This window comes from Haloferax profundi, from assembly GCF_001469865.1.
GTDB lineage: Archaea > Halobacteriota > Halobacteria > Halobacteriales > Haloferacaceae > Haloferax > Haloferax profundi.
The window spans coordinates 1-15,791 of record NZ_LOPV01000225.1; the positions used below are offsets into that span (position 1 = coordinate 1).

A 15,791-nucleotide genomic window follows, 5' to 3' on the forward strand; every position below is an offset into this window, starting at 1 on the left:
GAACCGTCGAACAGTGGTACAAGTGGAGTTTCCCACTGGAGTACACGCCGAGTCTCTGGAGTGCAGACCCGACCGGGGTGTGGTTTCCGGTCGAAAAGACGCGGATGCTCTCCGCGTTCGAGACGGCGGAACTCCGGTCGTTCGACGACAGCATCTCGGATACCGATGCGACTGCACACGTCGAGGTGACGGAGGTGACGGCACTGTCGAACACGGGGTGGACCTGCGGTGTCGAGGCCGCTGGACCGCCCGACGACCTCGAAGACGTCCTCGCTGCGGTCGGAGCGCGGGTATTCGGCGAGGGGTTCCCAGTCGAACTCACCGCGACGCAGTCTCTCGGATACGCAGCGTGGTTACGAGAAGTTTCGGCTGACTCCACTCCCGCCTCGTCGGTTCTCGTCCCTTCGAACCGTTGAGGTAGTCTCGCGAGACGGGACCTCTCACTCCACGGAGCCAGAGAATAAGGCTCCGAGACACTATCAAACGAGTGGCAATTCTTGCTTCACGAGAAACGGCAGCTTTCACTTATTTATTCCCGCCCCAGTCCGGGTATGGCAGACGGACAGCAGACGCGACGGCGATTCATCTGGCTGACCGGGACGGCGACTATGGCAGGCCTCGCCGGGTGTTCCGGCGGTGGCGGCGGTGAAGGCGATGGGGGAGCAGAGACCGAAACGACGACTGCGAGTGGTGGGTCCGGTTCGACAGGTGGTGTCCCCGAAGAGTACGCGACGGCGACGTCTCTCGGTGGGACGCAACGAAACCCAGACAGTCTCTCTTCGCAGGAGGCAGTTTCGTATCAAGAAGAACCGAGAGAGGGCCAGCAGTGCTCGAACTGCCAGTTTTACATCGAAGACAAGAACGGCGACGGTATCGGCGCGTGTGCAATCGTCGAAGGTGAAATCGCGCCCGACGCCTACTGTGTCTCGTACGTCGAGTACGACGGATAGCGGGGCCGGTGGGACTCGGAGTTGTGGCCGCGCTCAGGCGTCTGTCGCGGTCGGTTCGATGGCGCTTTGAATCCGACACCGAACCGTCTCTTCTTGCCCGTCACGTTCGACCGGAATCACCCACTGTTCTCCGCACCCGAGGACAGTCACCATCTCGCCGTCCTGTCGGTGTTTCACAGAGACGAACACCTCGGCACGCTCTCTGTCGTAGTCCACGAGTTCGACGAGAACGTCCTCGCCGGCGATGAGGAGGTTCTTCGCGCCGTCCAGTTCGGTGACGTACGACTCCGTGTTTCCATCCGGGTCGGTGACGAACAGTTCGACGACAGGGATGCTCTCACCGTCCGGGTAACTCGCGTCGACTTCCAGTGCACCGTCTTCGATTCGTATCCCCTCGATGTCGACCAGCGATGCCGCCACACCGAGGGAGTCAGCGACCTGTTGCCGGAGGTCTCCAAGCGGGATTCGAACCGACTTCCGAGTCGTTCCCATGGGCACCACTAGGACCGGGGGGTGTATGAGCGTGTCCGCTAGGTGGACGCCGCTTCGAGCGCGGCGGCGAGGCGAGAGTCGTCGGGGACGGCGTCGGAAAACGCCGCCGAACCGAAGGGAACCTCGCCGTTCACGGAGAGGAAGCCGAGTTCGCCGCGGTCCGCGTCGTCGAGGTTGGTCAGGAAGGCGACTTTCCGTGAGGCGGGAACGTCCTCGACGACAGCGTCGGGGTCCACAGACTCGTAGAGTGCGTGGTGTTCGTGGACGTGTTCGACACATCGTGTGGTCGGTGCGAACAGTAACAGGACGTGGACGCCGGGGCCGTCGCGGGCGAGTTTCGGGCGGATGTCGTGTTCGTCGTCCTTGTAGAAGTAGCGCTCCATGCGGCGGTACTGACGCAGAATCTCGTTCGCGCCGGTGGCGTGTCGAATCGCCGCGTCGGCTTTGAGTTCGATGAGGTAGTCGACAGGTTCGGGCGTTCGAACGCGAACGTACACGTCGGCGACGCCACGGTTCCCGTAGTGGTCGTACGGTTCTTCGAGGTGGATGTCCACGTCGTCGAAGGCCTCCCGGAAGTGTTCGACGACCCGGGTCGCCAACTCGTCCTCACGCATTCGTTGCTCGACCCGACGTGACCATCGGGGAAAGGTTGCGCGATTCGACCGGCGCACACGACCGACCACAAGGGACTTTAGCCCCCGAAAAAGTTGGTCGAACGACACATGTCTCCGCGAACCCGCAGACGGTTCCTCCACGGGTGCGGCGCGGCCCTCCTCACCGGTCTCGCCGGATGTACTGGCAGCAACTCCAGTGCCCGGGGTCGCCGACGGCACACGGCCCCCGCCGAGCGGACCTCGTCACCGACTACGACTACCTCGAACTCAGACACGAGTCCACAGACGCAATCTTCCGAGATGCCGACGACGAGGACGAGTCGTCGCTCCCGGCCTTTCTCCTCGGGTCAGAAGACGAGCTAGGAAACGTCGAATTCACAGCGAGACCGGACGGAATCGAAGACGCTCGCCGATTCATCGACGAGACGAACTTCGACGAACAGGCACTCGTCATCGTCCAGCACCGGACCGACGCGTGCCACGGCGTCGACCTCATGTACGTCGCGTCGCCCGCTGACCGCTTCGTCGACGTGGACTTCTGTCGGACGCTCCGCGACGCCGACGTCGAGTGTTCGACCGACGAGCGTCACGTCCTCGCCTCACTCATCCGACTGCCGTACGCACTGTCGGACCGGTCCGAGCGTGGCTGGAGTCACGGCGGCGGGACGAGTTGTCGCCTCCCCCCGTCGCTTCGAACCGAGACGACCGACGAGGAGGACGCGTGACGGTGCGCGAGACGCGGCGGGGGTTCATCTCGGCACTCGCTGTGGCGGGAGCGACGAGTCTCGCGGGGTGTCTCGGCGAACTCGACCTGCAGACCGACGAGCGACCTGACCTCGACGTGAAGACGCTCCGCGAAGTCGAAGCACTCGGGTCGCCGGCGTTTCCAGCCACGACGCCCGCACCAGTCTCCCCGACATTTCTGGAAGCGAGCAAAGCGCGTGCGGAGGAACTGCTCGACTCGGTTCCGGCGACGATGGACAGTGCAGCGGTCCCGAACGAGGCGGTTCGCAACATCTACGCGGAGGCGTACGAGGATGCGACTCGAAGACTCGACCGGGCGTCGTCGGAGGCCACACCCTTCGAGACGCTTCGCTCACTTCGCTCCGCTCGTGGCAGTGCGGCGATGGCCAAGGGAACCTACGAGGCCGCAGTCGGTGAGTTGACCGAAGACGACGTGCGTGGGATGGCCGGTTCGATTCGCTCGGATATCGAGTCGTTCAGTCTGTCACACCGATACCTCGGTGACGACCCGGGGACAGCACTCGTGGCCCACGCGGACGTCGAAGACTTCCTCGCCGCGGCGGCACGCTACCTCGACAGAGTCGGTGAGACAGGTCGGTACGACAGGAGTGCGCCTCGTGTCGGCGAGATGGTGGACGCAGTCGAGTCGTCGCGGGCGTCGCTGGAAGGCGCTCGCCACCTCGCCGACCGTCACCGTGACACGCTCTCGAATCCACGGGACTTCGGCGACCTGTTCCAAGAGAGCGCATCTTCCCTCACGGCTCTCGTCGCGGACTACAGGGGTGAATACCCTGACACGCACAGGCCACTCCTCGACGACTTCGACACCGACCTCGACGACACACCCGCAAAAATCCTCTTGATGGAGACGTTCGTCCACATGCACTTCGGCGTCCAGCAGGCACGAGACGAGTTGCGGGCAGGCAGCCCTGCGAATTCACTGCTCGGAGCACACGCCGCCGAGCGACATCGGCGCGCCTTCGAGGCGGCGCGAGCAGCGGTTCGAAACGACGAGTACGTCTCCCTCGACGCTGCGACACGGGTCCGTGACGAAAAACTCGCAGGACTCGAAGCACTCGAAACTGCGGACTCGACTCGCTCGTCGTCGGCCCTGACGAGGCGCGCACTCACTGACGTCGCGTCCCGAATCGACCGGGGTGATAGCTATCTCGAACGCTCGCTTGCCAACGATACCTACCGGTCGGCACGGAATGCACTGGGAGAGTACGCGTTCGTCGTGTTCACTGCCCGCGAGGCACCGGGAGTAAGCGCGTGGATTCTCGGGGCCCTTCGAGCGAGACTCGGTGACGACGACGCGTGACGCGTCTGCAGACTGGGAACCATCACTCGTAGTCCTCCCGACTCGACTATCTGCCACTCACTCAAAATCAGTTCGAACAAAACGACTAATATCGATTGTGAGATATCCACTTGCTCACGTGCTGGACAGAAATCCAATACATCGAAAAATCACCGAATCGGTTCTCAAGACCAGTGAGTTCGCGTTCGGACACGAGGTGACGAGTCGGTGAACGGCCGGGTTGCGGCGGGTCTGTTCGTCCTCCTCGGACTGCTGTGGGGAAGTTCGTTCGTCGCTATCGAGGTCGGATTGGAGTTCTTCCCACCGCTCCACTTCGCCGCGATTCGGTACTACCTCGCGGGTCTCATCGTCCTCGGATACGCCGTGTACTCGACCGACTACTGGCGACCACGGACGCGAACCGACCTCACACTCGTCGGCATCGCCGGTGGGTTGATGATTGGCGGGCATCACGCGTTCCTCTATCTCGGCCAGGAGTACGTGTCGGGTGCCGTCGCGGCCATCGTCATCAGCCTCGGCCCGATTCTCACGACGCTGTTCGCTACCGGTCTTCTCGGTGATAGACTCACTGCACTCGGCGCCGTTGGCCTCGTCCTCGGGTTCGTCGGCGTCGGACTCGTCGCTCAACCGGACACGAGTGCCGTCCTCTCGAGTGACGTCGTCGGTGTCGGTATCGTCTTCGTCGCTGCCGCGTGTTTCGCACTCGGTGCCGTCTTGACCCGTCCGTTCACGTCGGATATCCCCGCGCGGACCCTCCAGGCGTGGGCGATGCTCCTTGGAGCAGGACTCCTCCACCTCAGTGGTGTCGTTACCAACGAATCGCTCGCGTCTATCGAGTGGACGGCGACGGCAGTCGGGTCGCTCGTCTATCTCGCCGTCGTCAGCGGGGCGGCGGCCTTCCTCATCTACTTCGAACTCCTCTCGCGATTTGGCCCGACTCAAATCAACCTCATCGGCTACCTCGAACCCGTCTCGGCGACGCTCCTCAGTTGGGCGTTTCTGGGGCAACTCATCGATTCGCTCACGGCTCTCGGGTTCGTCGCTATCTTCGCCGGATTCGCCCTCATCAAACGGCGTGCACTCGCGGCGTTGGTCGGGTCTGTCCGTGGAACGTCAATCCGCTGACGGTCACGTCTCTTTCGTTCGTGTTCGCCACCGACTCGTCTGACCGACTGCCCAGAACAACGCACACAAGTATCCGACGAGTGAACACTCACCTAGTCAGATGCCCGCCGATCCCGTCCCGCCCGAACAGAAAGAAGAGATTGCTCAGGCCGTTCGAACGGCACTCGCCAAACACGGCTATGCTCGGTTGACGACCAAGAAAGTGGCCGCTGAGAGCGAAAAGAGCGAGGCAGGTCTGTACTACTACTACGACTCGAAAGACGAGATGATCGTCGCTTTCCTCGAGTCGTCTGTCGATTACCTCGCGCGCAATCTCGACCAAATCGACGCCGACGGGCCGGAGGCACGACTCCGTGCCGTCTGTGATATCCTCCTCGTGGACGAAGACGACGAGGCAGCACGCGGCGTCAACATCGCCGTCATGGAACTCCTCTCCCACGCACCGCACAACGAGACACTCCGTGGACCACTGCTCCAGATGGAACAGCACACGCTCGGCGTCATCGCCGATATCGTCCGCGACGGCGTCGAACAGGGCGTCTTCCGCGACGTCGACCCCGACGGAACGGCGGCGCTCATCCTCTCGGCGACGGACGGGTACACCGGGTTTGCGCTCGCACTCGGGATGGACGGTGTCGGAGACGAACTCCGCGGGGCACTCTCGGCGTATATCGACTCACTCGTCCTCGACTAGCCGATTCTCTGCTGTTCAGTGTGCCCAACGAGCGGTCCGGAACTCACTAAGTGAGTGCTTACTCAGTAGTTTTATTACGGCACTCGCTCGACTCGTATCCATGCCGCCTCAGCCTGTCGCCCTGCCGGTCCACGGAACGACACCCACTCTCGGTCTGCACAACTCGGACCTACTGGAGGTGAGAGAGCGATGAGCGTCCTCGAAGACGCCACGCTCGCGATACACGTCGTCGCCGGGTTCGCCGCGTTGTTCGCCGGCCTCGGGGCTATCGTCACGACGAAAGGTGGACGTCGCCACCGCCGTGCCGGCCGAATCTTCGTCGCGGGAATGACAATCGTCGCCGTCACGTCACTCGTGCTCTTCGTCTTCGACCCGTCGCCGGGGCGAACCTTCCTCGCACTCGTCGCCGTCTTCAGTTACTACTTCGTCTTCTCTGGTGACCGCGTACTGTCGAGAAAGCGACCCACAGACCGCCCGGGGACGGTCGATTGGGTCGCTGTCGGATTGCTCACCGTCGCGGGGAGTGGTCTGCTCGTCATGGGGGCGTACTTGCTCCTCGCTGGAGACGGGTTTGCGACGGTGATGCTGGTCTTCGGCGCTGCCGGGGCGGGATTCGGTCTCCGCGATATCCGGGCGTTCCGCCGTGCCCGCGCCGAGTCACGCGAGTGGTTCTTCGAGCACATCGGCAGGATGGGCGGTGGCTACATCGCGACGGTGACGGCGTTTTCCTCTGTCAACTTCGAGTTCCTCCCGATGGTCGTGGCGTGGCTCTGGCCGACTGTCGTCGGGACGCCGCTCATCTTTCTCACGATTCGGAAGTACAAACGTGGGACATCGGCCGGAACGGCAACATCGGCGGACTGATTCCCGAACGGGTCGTTACTGCGGGGTAATTTGGCATCGTCGTGACGGTGCAGGCCTCACCGTCCGGTGATAATAAAATAGAGATTACGAATAATAGCACTTATTATCTTAAGACAATTTTCTATTAACATGCGACGACAGAACCGACGCGACTTCCTCGCCGCTGTCTCTGGAGCGACGACGATGGCGCTCGCCGGGTGTCTCGGTTCCGGTACGTCTGGTCAACCGGCGGCCCCAGACGAGACGCTGGCGACTGCATCGTTCTTGGTCTTCGGCGACGTGACGAGTCACGTTGCCGGTGAGGCGGCGTCTGCTGAGACGCTCGTCCCGCTTGGACAACACGGCCACGGGTGGGAACCCGGCCCCGACGTACAGGGGCGCATCCTCGAATCGACCGTCTTCGTCCACGGAATGAGGGACTTCCAACCGTGGGCCGACGACATCGTGGACTCACTCGAAGCGGATGGATCGGACGTGGTCACCGTCGATATCTCCGCCGACGTTTCCCTCCACGAAGTCGGCGACGACGGACACGCTCACGGCGATGGTGACGAAGATGCCCACGACGAAGGCACCCACGACGAAGACACCAGTGGAGACGACCACCACGACGAGACGGACTCCCACGAAGAACACGACACGGGTTCCGTCGACCCGCACTTCTGGATGGACCCCCAGCGCGTCGCCACCGCGACGAGGACGGTCCGAGACGCGTTCCAAGCGGTCGACGAAGCGAATGCCGACGCCTACGCCGACAACGCCGAGCGCTATCTGGATTCGCTGGCGGACCTCGACGCGGCCTTCGAGGAGGGACTCGAATCCCGCGAACGAGACGTGATTCTCGTGGCAGGCCACGACGCCTACGGCTACCTCGCCGACCGCTACGACTTCGACGTCGTCGCGCTCACTGGACTCTCACCAGACGACGAACCGTCACCGCGGGATATCGAACGCGCCCAGGCGACTATCGAGGAACACGGAATCCGACACATCCTCGCCGACCCGTTGGAGTCCGACCGGGCGGCGCAGCAACTCGTCACCGAGACGGACGCGGAGGACGTACTCCCCCTGACGTCGATTCCCGGTCTGACACAGGAGTGGGATGAGAACGACTGGGGGTACATCGACATCATGCGAGAGACTAATCTTCCGTCGCTCAGAACTGCACTCGACGCACGATGACTGCCGTCTCACTCGACGACGTGGTGTTCTCGTACGGTGACGTCCCCGTCGTCGATGGTGTCTCCCTCGACGTACCGGAAGGTGACTTCCTCGGACTCGTCGGGCCGAACGGGTCGGGAAAGAGTACGTTGTTGACGTTGATGCTCGGACTCCAACGCCCCGACAGCGGTGAGGTCCGCCTGTTCGGCGAACCGGCCCACGAGTTCGCCGACGGCGAGCGTGTCGCGTACGTCGCACAGGACGTGACGAAGACGGCCAGAGACATGCCAATCACCGTCCGCGAAGTCGTTCGCATGGGTCGGTACCCCCGCAATTTGTTCGGCCGGTTCTCGGCCGCTGACCACGCCGCGGTGGACGACGCGCTCGAACGTGTCGATATCTTCGACCTCGCGGACAGACGGGTCGGGTCGCTCTCCGGCGGCCAACGACAGCGCGTGTTCGTCGCGCGTGCACTCGCCGCGGAGACCGAGTTACTCGCACTCGACGAACCCACAGTCGCCCTCGACGCCGAATCTCGCGAGTCGTTCTACACGCTTCTCGGCGAACTCAACGACCAGGGGATGACTATCGTGCTGGTCGAACACGACATCGGCGTCGTCACTGCTCGTGCCTCCCGAATCGCGTGTCTGAATAAGCGACTGTTCTTCCACGGCCCGTCGGACGATTTCGCCGACAGCGACGCACTCGCTGCGGCCTACGGCACAGACCAGCGGGTGTTAGACCACACGCACCACCATCACGACGCCACTGTCTCATCTGACGAGAACGCGACGGAGGGACAGTCGTGAGCGATGTCATCTCGCTCGTCGCGGCTGCTCCTGTCTCGTTCGGCGACCTACTGACGCCGTTGTTCGTTTTTAACGCCCTCTCGGGTCTCTTCGATTGGTTCCTCACCGCCGTCGTGGACGGGTCGTTCTCGTGGCTTGCGGACGTGACGGGCCTCGAATTCTTGACGTACCCGTACATGCAACGGGCGTACCTGTCGGTCCTGTGTATCGGTGTGGTCGGACCACTGGTTGGGTCGTTCTTGGTGTACCGTGACTTGTCGATGGTCGGCGACACCCTCGCGCACACCGCCTTCGCCGGCGTCGCTGTCGCGTTGTTTCTCGACGCGACCCTTGCGCTTTCCGTCCCACCGCTCGTGGGTGCACTCGTCGTGGCGACGATTGCAGCACTCGTCGTGCAAGTCCTCGTCGAGTACACCGACGCCCGAAGCGACGCCGCACTCGCGATGGTCCTCACCGGTGGGTTCGCACTGGGGAGCGTCCTCATCTCGCTCACCGATGGCGGGATTTCGGTGGGTATCAACCAGTACCTCTTCGGGTCACTCGCAACCGTCTCACGCGCCGACGTCGGACTCCTCGTCTCGATGGCACTGGTGGTCGCTGTCGCGGTGACTGCGGCGTACCGTCCGTTGTTGTACGTGACGTTCGACGAGACGGCGGCCCGAGCGTCGCGAGTCCACGTGCGAGCGATGAATACACTCCTCTCCATCCTCACTGCCTTCGTCGTCGTCAGTGCGATGCAGATAATGGGCGTCATCCTCGTCGCAGCGCTCCTCGTGATTCCTGTCGTCACTGCGGCACCACTCGGCCGAAGTTACAAGGGTTCGCTGTTGTACGGTGTTGTCGCAGCGGAGGTCGCCGGGGTTGCCGGTGTCACACTCGCCTACCTCTATGGAATCACTGCTGGCGGGTCTATCGTTCTCGTCGCAATCGGTGGGTTCGTCGTGGCTCAGATTAGTCGTCGAACCTGGTAAGCGGAGGCGCGAAAAGTAAACGGGGCTGTCTGATTTTGGTGCGTCTCGTCCCCGTGAGGACGCGCTGTGGGACTTGACCGGACAAGTGCACTTATAAACTCTGACTGACTCGTGGCCGGTTGCAGACGAACAAACGCGTTCTTGAGAACTTTGACAAGCGACCACTCCAATAGGGAAATATTAGATTTATATCTTGTTGAAACTCTTATCTTTGGATTATCTTTATTGATACGTGGGGAATAGAAGTTATACCTCCTGTAGCACACGATTCGTCCATGACGGTTGACAACACCCTGACTGTTGACGACGAAGCTCCCGAGACTGACGGTGGCACCGACACGGCAGTCGGACACCTCACCGGTGGTGCGGCGGCAGACTCGGTGGACGTCCTCGACGACGTCGACGATGTCGACGACGCGACCGACGAGATAGAAGCAGCAGTGGCAGAACTCTCGGACGCCTCCGAGACGGTGGCAATCAGCGCCCAAGAGATTAGCGAGTTGGCCACCGTCCAGTCCGAGAACATGCGCGAAGTCGCTGGCGAAGTCTCGAACCTGAGTGCCAGCGTCGAAGAGATTGCGTCGAGTGCCGAACAGACGAAGTCGATGAGCGACCAGGCCCGCGAACTCGCCTCTGAAGGGCGCGACTCCGCAGACAGCGCTGCATCGGCGATGGAGACGGTCGACGAGGCAACCTCTGACGTTCACGAGGAGATTCTCGAACTCCGTGAGAAGGTCGACCAAATCGACAGCGTCGTCGAAGTCATCAACGAGATTGCCGACCAGACCAATCTGCTCGCGCTCAACGCCTCCATCGAGGCCGCACGGGCGGGTGAGGCCGGGTCCGGGTTCGCCGTCGTCGCAGACGAAGTGAAGAGTCTCGCAGAGCAGTCGCGCGAGAGTGTCTCTGAAATCGAGGAAGTCGTCGACGACATCCAGTCGACGACCAAGACCACCGTCGGGAACATCCAGGAGGCGAACGAGGAGGTCAACGAGGGTATCACGGAAGTCGACTCTGCCGTGTCTGCCCTTCGGAGCATCGACGTGGCCGTCGAAGAGGCCGCCGAAGGGGCCGAGGAAGTCGCCCGCGCGACGGACCAGCAGGCCGCGAGCACCGAGGAAGTCGCCAGTCTGGTCGACGAGACGTCCCGTGGTGCAGAGGAAGTCGCGAGCGAAATCAATCAGGTCGCGGCCGCCTCCGAAGAGCAAACTGCCAAGATTGCCGAACTCGGACTCCTCATCCAACACGTCGACGACGAAGTCGAGACGATAGAAGACGACCTCGACGACGCAGAGGACCAACTCTCCCAGCGGGGGGCGTAGATGGCCGTTGGAGGCCACTCCGACACTACTCTCGACGAACCGACACAGGTTCTCGAGTTCACCGTCGGAGACGAACGGTACTGCGTCGTCCTCGACTCGGTCGCAGAGATTATCGACCGTCAGCTATCTCGGTCACTCCCCGACGCCCCGCCGCACGTCGTCGGTGTGATGGACTACCGTGGCGTGACGACCACACTCGTCGACACCGCTCGACTGCTCGGTGTCGGGTCGAATCCCGAAGCGTCGCGAGTCATCGTCTTCGACACAGGCAAAGAAGAAGACGACGTCTACGGGTGGCTCGTCGACGAAGTCTATCGCGTCACCGACCTGGACCCTCGTGACGTTGACGATTCCCCGTTTGGAGACGAACGAACGCGCGGTATCGTTCGAACGGACGATGGGCTGGTCGTCTGGGTCGACCCCCCGACCGAATCCTAACCGAGTCGCATACTTTCTTGCTCACACGGGCGAACTGAGCAACCGATGGAAGCTCGTCGAGACTCCGTAGACGCGTTCGACTCCTTTCGGCAGTTCGTCGGCCTCGAACGCGACGTCCTCGTCCTCTCGCTGGCGATGCTCGGCTTCAGTCTCTCGTTTCAGATGACTGGTCGGTACATCCCCGAGTACCTTCGCGTCCTCGGTACCGGCGCGACTGTCGTCGGTCTCTACGGGAGCGTCGGAAACCTCATCGGCGCACTCTACCCGTACCCTGGCGGTGCACTCTCGGACCGACTCGGGTCTCGTGTCTCGCTCACCCTCTTCGGGACAATCTCGTCTGCCGGGTTCCTCGTCTGGTTCGTCGCACCGTCGATTCCCCCGGTGACAGTCGGGGGTCTCTCGCTCGAACCGTGGATTTGGGTGTTCGTCGGTCTGTTTCTCACGCAGGCGTGGAAGTCGTTCGGCCTCGGTGCGACGTTCGCCATCGTCAAGCAGAGTGTCCCGCCGTCGCGACTCGCGATGGGGTTCGCCAGTACCGAGATATTCCGCCGCGTCGGGTTTCTGCTCGGCCCACTCATCGCTGCTGCGTTGTTGGCCGCGACGGCGTCGTTCGTCGTCGGGTTCAAGTACGTCCTCGTCGTCGCCGCTGCGTTCGGTATCGTCGCCACGGTTGCACAGCACTTCCTCTACGACGCCAGCGAAGACTCGCTCGGAAAGACGTTCGAAGGCCTCTCGCAACTTCGGACTGACCTGCAGTCGCTCCCCGAGACGCTTCGCCCACTCCTCGTCGCCGACACACTCGTTCGGTTCGGGAACGGGATGGTGTACGTCTTCTTCGTCATCGTCGTCACCGACTTCCTCGCCGTCGGATTCTCTGGGTTCGGTGTCTCGCTCCGACCAGACGCGTTCTTCGGCATCCTGCTGGGCGTCGAGATGGTCGTCGCTATCGTGACGAAACTTCCCGTCTCGAAACTCGCCGAGCGAACGGGGCTCAAACCGGTCGTCGCACTGGGCTTTTCGGTCTACGCCGTCTTTCCTCTCTTGCTCATCTTGGCGCCCAGTAACCAGTGGGTCCTCGTCGCACTCTTCGCGTTCTCGGGCCTCCGGTTCGCTGGCCTGCCCGCGCACAAGGCACTCATCGTCGGCCCCGCGGAGAAGAACGCTGGGGGGCGAGTCACCGGCGCGTACTACCTCATTCGAAATACCATCGTCATCCCGAGTGCCGCACTCGGTGGATGGCTCTACGCGTCCAATCCGACACTCGCGTTCGGTGTCGCATCGGTCGTTGGCCTCGTCGGTGTCACGTACTTCGCGGTTCGCGGAAAAGAGTTCGACGCGTACGCGGGAGGGGCGTAACCGTCCGCTAGTTGGGCGTCACGAGGTCGATTTCGAAGTAGTACATCTTCGCGACGTCGCCGTCGAACACGAGGTGGATGAGGGCCTTCTCGCCACCGGGGATGTTGTTGCTCACGTCGGTGTCGGCGCTGACGAGTTTGCCGGACTCGTCGAACACCTTTCCGACGACGCTCAGGCGCCCAATCGACGACTGAGTCGTCACCGAGAGACCGACGCTGTAGGTGCCGTCCTCCTCGTCGACTTTGGCGTAGTTCTGCCACGCCGTGGCGAACGGGAGGTCAGAGGAGACGACGACGCCCGGAATCGGTCCCTTCGTCAGTAACGTCCCGACGACGTCCGGGTCGGACGCGTCACGTGTGAAGTCGATTCTGTCTTCGGGCGACGACGCAGGGACTGGTTCGGGTGTCGCCTCCGCTGTCGGTTCGGACGTCGGTTCAGGTGTCGATTCTGGCGTACTGCGACCGTCTGGCGATTGCGTCACAGTCTGCTTGTCGTCGCTCGACCCGTCGGCTTGGTTCGGTGTGGTCGGAGCGTTGCCACCGCCGAGACACCCTGAGACGAGTGCCATACCTGCCCCGACCCCACCCAGAAAGTAACGTCTGTGCATGATGATACGTACGACGACATGTATATTAGTTTATGACTGTCCTGATATACAGAACGTATCCGAACGCTGAACGTCTGTATCCGTTATTCTCTTACTAATTGTTCTACTAACTGAAATGATATGTGTAGGGTAACCCCCTCCTACTTCACCCCTAGAACCGAGATACTGTGAGGCTATCGACCCGAAATCGTCGTGCTGTGGGTGCTGAACGGACCGAATTTGCACCTGTGCGCGCTGGGTGAGAACGGACACAAGATTCAACTTGTCAAACCATCATCTTAGTTCATGGACATTGGGATACTCGGTGCAGGCCGACTCGGTGGGACGGTGGCCCAGTTGTTCGTCGAGGCAGGCCACCACGTCGCTATCGCCAACACGAGCGGTCCCGACTCTCTGGAAGACCTCTCAGAGACGTTTGGCTCGAGCCTCGATGCCGTCGTGCCAGAACAGGCCGTGGAGTTCGGCGACGTGGTATTCCTCGCGGTTCCCTTCAGGAGACGCCAGTCGCTCCCGGACGCCGATACCTTCGCGGACAAAGTCGTCGTCGACGCGATGAACCCGTACACGGAGAACTTCCACGTCATCGACCTCGGCGACCGAACGTCCTCGGAAGTCGTCGCGTCGCAACTCTCCGACGCACGCGTAGTGAAGGCGTTCAACACGATATACTGGGAGACACTCCGTGATTTCGGCCATCCCGAACTCGACGAATCCGAGCGATTCGCCATCTTCCTCGCGGGAGACGACGCCGAGGCGAAGGCTGTCGTCGCCGAGTTGATTCGTGATATCGGTTTTGGTCCAGTCGATGTGGGACCCCTCGTGTCGGGTGGGTCGTTGTTGGAACCGGGGGCAGCATTGTACAATCGCGAAATATCGACGGCAGAAGCACGCGAGAAGACACAGGAACTGTTCGCACGTCGCTGAGAAATTCGGTGATTCTGGATTTAACACGATTATTTATAGTGCGCTCGTTGTCCAACACTCCCCCAACGTATCCGACTTTGTGACCTTCACGAATCACTACTGTTCACAAATAGCACGGTTTTAAGACCCGTGAAATCAGAAACACGGGTGTCAAGCACCATGATGGCACAGACGATGCAATGGAAGGAATCACGGGTAACGTACGAAGAAGAGACTGGGATGTACCGAATCGACAGAGATACGTCCGAGCCTCTGAGTACGAACGTGGTACTGAGTATTGCGGCAATCGAGGACACCCGTCCAACGAGGCTACCGCCACTCGCTCAGACCATCGACCCTGATGCCCTCAACACTGTTTTCGACTGTTCCGAGGACGCGATTCTCTCCTTTTCGTACGCTGGATATCGAGTGACGGTAGACGCACTCGGCTCCCTCGAAATCGTGTCTCTCGACGACGCACAGCCCCTCCACTAACGACAGACCTCCCAGTACCCGGGCACTTTCTGGGCCGGTCTCTTTTCTGCAACACCGAGTAGGTGTTGCCTGAAAATCTGACACCGAGAGTAGGTGACGTATACCAAAACGTTCTGTTCGCGTCACAATCTATATGTTCGGAACGAGTGGAATCCGTGGTCCGGTCGGCCGAACCGTGACCGCAGACCTCGCCCTCCGTATCGGCCGCGCAGTCGGGTGTGACGCCCGGACTGTCGTCATCGGACAAGACGCACGACTGAGTGGCGACGTCCTCGCGGACGCTGTCAGCGCAGGTGTTCGTGAGTGTGGTGCGGACGTCGTTCGCCTCGGTGTCGTCTCGACGCCGACTGTCGCCCGTGCCGTCGGATGGCTCGGCGCAGACGCAGGTATCGGAATCACTGCGTCCCACAACCCCGCGTCGGACAACGGCCTGAAACTCTGGACGCCGAGTGGCCGCGCCTTCGACAGAGACCAGACCCGCGATATCGTCCATCGACTCAACCGAAACGAAGTCTCGCTCGCCGAGTGGGACGAACTCGGTGAAGAACGCGAGTGGCCCGACGGGCCGACCCGTCACGTCAACCACCTCGTCAACTCGTTCGACTCTTTCGACGACGTCTCTATCGCCTTCGACCTCGGCAACGGGACCGGTCGCGTCTCGGTCGATGCCCTCTACGAACTCGGTGCGACGGTCAACACTATCGACGGGCAACGAGACGGTCGGTTCCCTGCTCGAAAGAGTGAACCCAACGCCGAGACACTCACTGCACTCAGGAAGACTGTCCCTGCCCTCGACGCAGACGTCGGACTCGCCCACGACGGAGACGCTGACCGTCTGGTCGCCGTCGACGAGAACGGTGAGTACGTGACTGGTGACTACCTGCTCGCACTCTTCGCCCGCGACGCAGTCTCGTCGGGGCAGGCC

The 15,791-nt window shown here is 61.8% G+C and carries 17 protein-coding genes and 2 pseudogenes; 16 read left to right on the forward strand and 3 right to left on the reverse strand.

Annotation, left to right across the window (positions count from 1 at the left end; translation table 11 throughout):
* Both AUR66_RS21960 and AUR66_RS11265 read left to right on the forward strand, forming a co-directional pair.
* A pseudogene (locus AUR66_RS21960) lies at positions 1-416 on the forward strand (hypothetical protein); the annotation flags it as partial.
* 135 nt (positions 417-551) lie between these two features.
* Positions 552-950: a high-potential iron-sulfur protein gene (locus AUR66_RS11265; protein WP_058572502.1), complete on the forward strand. Its 399-nt coding sequence runs from the start codon at positions 552-554 to the stop codon at positions 948-950.
* 33 nt (positions 951-983) lie between these two features.
* On the opposite strand, the gene AUR66_RS11270 is transcribed toward AUR66_RS11265, so the two are convergent.
* Together AUR66_RS11270 and AUR66_RS11275 are read right to left on the reverse strand one after the other, a co-directional pair.
* The gene (locus AUR66_RS11270) at positions 984-1,442 is read right to left on the reverse strand and encodes a hypothetical protein (RefSeq protein WP_058572503.1); all 459 of its coding nucleotides are present in this window, start codon (positions 1,440-1,442) and stop codon (positions 984-986) included.
* Between the two features lie 38 nt (positions 1,443-1,480).
* Positions 1,481-2,056 carry a hypothetical protein gene (locus tag AUR66_RS11275; protein ID WP_058572504.1) on the reverse strand — a complete coding sequence of 192 codons (576 nt, stop codon included), beginning with the start codon at positions 2,054-2,056 and terminating at the stop codon, positions 1,481-1,483.
* Between the two features lie 176 nt (positions 2,057-2,232).
* Between AUR66_RS11275 and AUR66_RS11280 the strand changes: the two genes are divergently transcribed.
* The 11 genes from AUR66_RS11280 to AUR66_RS11330 all read left to right on the forward strand — a co-directional run bounded on the left by AUR66_RS11280 (position 2,233) and on the right by AUR66_RS11330 (position 12,861).
* Positions 2,233-2,781 (forward strand): hypothetical protein, encoded by a 549-nt coding sequence (locus AUR66_RS11280; RefSeq protein WP_231727852.1) that lies wholly within the window; start codon positions 2,233-2,235, stop codon positions 2,779-2,781.
* 2 nt (positions 2,782-2,783) lie between these two features.
* Positions 2,784-4,121, forward strand: a complete 1,338-nt coding sequence (locus AUR66_RS11285; RefSeq protein WP_058572517.1) for a hypothetical protein — start codon at positions 2,784-2,786, stop codon at positions 4,119-4,121.
* A 207-nt stretch (positions 4,122-4,328) separates the two neighbouring features.
* Positions 4,329-5,246 (forward strand): DMT family transporter, encoded by a 918-nt coding sequence (locus tag AUR66_RS11290; protein WP_058572505.1) that lies wholly within the window; start codon positions 4,329-4,331, stop codon positions 5,244-5,246.
* A gap of 100 nt (positions 5,247-5,346) precedes the next feature.
* The gene (locus AUR66_RS11295) at positions 5,347-5,940 is read left to right on the forward strand and encodes a TetR/AcrR family transcriptional regulator (protein WP_058572506.1); all 594 of its coding nucleotides are present in this window, start codon (positions 5,347-5,349) and stop codon (positions 5,938-5,940) included.
* A 189-nt stretch (positions 5,941-6,129) separates the two neighbouring features.
* Positions 6,130-6,804 (forward strand): DUF2306 domain-containing protein, encoded by a 675-nt coding sequence (locus tag AUR66_RS11300; protein WP_058572507.1) that lies wholly within the window; start codon positions 6,130-6,132, stop codon positions 6,802-6,804.
* Positions 6,805-6,933: 129 nt separating this feature from the next.
* Positions 6,934-7,986, forward strand: a complete 1,053-nt coding sequence (locus tag AUR66_RS11305) for a metal ABC transporter substrate-binding protein (RefSeq protein WP_058572508.1) — start codon at positions 6,934-6,936, stop codon at positions 7,984-7,986.
* Entirely contained in the window at positions 7,983-8,774 is a 792-nt protein-coding gene (locus tag AUR66_RS11310; RefSeq protein WP_058572509.1) for a metal ABC transporter ATP-binding protein, read from the forward strand. The genes AUR66_RS11305 and AUR66_RS11310 overlap by 4 nt, the downstream gene beginning before the upstream one ends.
* Entirely contained in the window at positions 8,771-9,745 is a 975-nt protein-coding gene (locus AUR66_RS11315; RefSeq protein ID WP_058572510.1) for a metal ABC transporter permease, read from the forward strand. The genes AUR66_RS11310 and AUR66_RS11315 overlap by 4 nt, the downstream gene beginning before the upstream one ends.
* Before the next feature lie 275 nt (positions 9,746-10,020).
* Complete coding sequence (locus AUR66_RS11320; RefSeq protein WP_058572511.1) at positions 10,021-11,067, forward strand: methyl-accepting chemotaxis protein; 1,047 nt, start codon at positions 10,021-10,023, stop codon at positions 11,065-11,067.
* Entirely contained in the window at positions 11,068-11,505 is a 438-nt protein-coding gene (locus AUR66_RS11325; protein ID WP_058572512.1) for a chemotaxis protein CheW, read from the forward strand.
* A gap of 45 nt (positions 11,506-11,550) precedes the next feature.
* A complete protein-coding gene (locus tag AUR66_RS11330) occupies positions 11,551-12,861 on the forward strand; it encodes an MFS transporter (RefSeq protein ID WP_058572513.1) in 1,311 nt (436 codons plus the stop codon).
* A gap of 7 nt (positions 12,862-12,868) precedes the next feature.
* Here AUR66_RS11330 and AUR66_RS11335 read toward each other — a convergent pair whose 3' ends face one another.
* Complete coding sequence (locus AUR66_RS11335; protein WP_058572514.1) at positions 12,869-13,468, reverse strand: hypothetical protein; 600 nt, start codon at positions 13,466-13,468, stop codon at positions 12,869-12,871.
* A gap of 285 nt (positions 13,469-13,753) precedes the next feature.
* Between AUR66_RS11335 and AUR66_RS11340 the strand changes: the two genes are divergently transcribed.
* From AUR66_RS11340 to AUR66_RS11350, 3 genes and pseudogenes are all read left to right on the forward strand, one after another.
* Positions 13,754-14,392 carry an NADPH-dependent F420 reductase gene (locus AUR66_RS11340; protein WP_058572515.1) on the forward strand — a complete coding sequence of 213 codons (639 nt, stop codon included), beginning with the start codon at positions 13,754-13,756 and terminating at the stop codon, positions 14,390-14,392.
* 159 nt (positions 14,393-14,551) lie between these two features.
* Positions 14,552-14,866 carry a HalOD1 output domain-containing protein gene (locus tag AUR66_RS11345; RefSeq protein WP_058572516.1) on the forward strand — a complete coding sequence of 105 codons (315 nt, stop codon included), beginning with the start codon at positions 14,552-14,554 and terminating at the stop codon, positions 14,864-14,866.
* Between the two features lie 133 nt (positions 14,867-14,999).
* A pseudogene (locus AUR66_RS11350) lies at positions 15,000-15,791 on the forward strand (phosphoglucosamine mutase); the annotation flags it as partial.